At 71.1% G+C, this 1558-nt stretch carries 1 protein-coding gene; it reads right to left on the reverse strand.

All coding sequences use genetic code 11. The features are described 5' to 3' along the window. Positions 1-1558, reverse strand: a 1558-nt coding sequence (locus G6019_RS13585) for an alkaline phosphatase D family protein (protein WP_182627803.1), incomplete at both ends; no start/stop codon positions are given.

The raw sequence follows: 1558 nt of genomic DNA on the forward strand, positions 1-1558 counted from the left end.
CCGGCCGGCTCCAGCTGGTCGGTCCCGTGCCGCACCCGCCAGCTGGCGAGGGGGTAGGCGCCGCTGGCCGGGTCCTCGCGCGCGACCAGCGCCCAGTAGTCGGCGTGGGCGAAGTCGGTGGTGAACTCGACCACCGTGAAACCGTGGCGGTCCAGATCCACCCACCGCACATGGCGGTTGACCTGCGTGAGGGCCCCCTGCGCGGTCTGGGACAGCGGGTTGCCCTCCGGCAGGTTGACCATGTCGTCGATGTTGTTGCTGGTGATCGACGGGGTCACGAACTCGATCGCACCGACGCCCGCGCCCGGGTAGTCCGCGGGCTCGAACGGCACCTCGTTGGCCCAGGAAGTGTGGATGTCACCGGTGAGGAAGACGGTGTTGCGGGTGCCGGCGGCGCGGATGACCTCCATCAGTCTGCGGCGCTCACCCGCGTAGCCGTCCCACTGGTCGGGGTTGTAGGTGATGCCCTCGCGCGGGACGCCCAGCAACTCGGTGAGCGCGGCGGTGGTCCGCGGATCGAGAGGGGGCAGGAGCACGGGCGTGATCATCACCGAGTTGCCGATGACGTTCCAGCGGGCGGTCGATGACCTGAGCCCACGGGCCAGCCAGTCGAACTGCTCGGCGCCGGTGATCGTGCCCGTGACGTCGATCGCGTGGCCGTCGAAGCGGTCCGGCCCCTCCGTGCGGTACGAGCGCAGGTCCAGCATGCTGATCTCGGCGAGCGAGCCCCAGCGCAACCGCCGGTAGAGGTGTCCACCGTCGCGGAGGGACTCGGGCCGCACCGGCATCCACTCGAAGTAGGCCTGGGAGCTGGCGGCCTTGCGGTCGGCGAACGGCCCCTGGTGTGGGTGGTGGTTCTCGGCCCCGTCGGACCAGTTGTCGTTCGCGAGCTCGTGGTCGTCCCAGGTGCAAATCCACGGGACGTGCGCGTGCAGGGACTGGAGGTCCGGGTCGGTGTGGTACTGGGCCAGGCGGATCCGGTAGTCGGCCAGGGTCACGGTGTCGTGCGGGGGATCATGGGGCCGCACCGCCCCGAACTTGCCCGTGTACTCATCGCGGCCGTACTCGTAGATGTAGTCGCCCAGTTCGACGATCGCGTCGAGGTCCCCGCGCGCCTCGAGATGGCGGTACCCGGAGAAGTACCCCGCCTCCCAGTTGGAGCACGAGACCACCCCGATGCGCCAGCGGCCGGTGGAGGGCAGCGCCCCGTCCGCCGGGGCGGTGCGGGTGCGACCGGTGGGCGAGGTCTGACCGAGCGCACGGAAGCGGTAGTGGTACCAGCGGTCGGGGGCCAGGCCGGTGCAGTCGAACTTGACGGTGTGGTCGCGGCCGGCGTCGGTGACGAGCGAACCGGTCCGGACGACCTGGGAGAAACCGGGGTCGTTGGCGATCTCCCAACTGACGGTGACGGGCACTCCGCGGCCCGAGCCCGCGAACGCGTCGGGCGCGGGGGTCACCCTTGTCCACAGGATGACGCGATCGGGCATGGGGTCGCCGGACGCGACCCCGTGCTGGAACACCGCCACGTCGGCGCCCGCGACCGCGGACCGGCCCGCCA

The sequence above is a fragment of the Dietzia sp. DQ12-76 genome, from assembly GCF_014145045.1.
In the GTDB taxonomy this organism is placed as follows: Bacteria; Actinomycetota; Actinomycetes; order Mycobacteriales; family Mycobacteriaceae; genus Dietzia.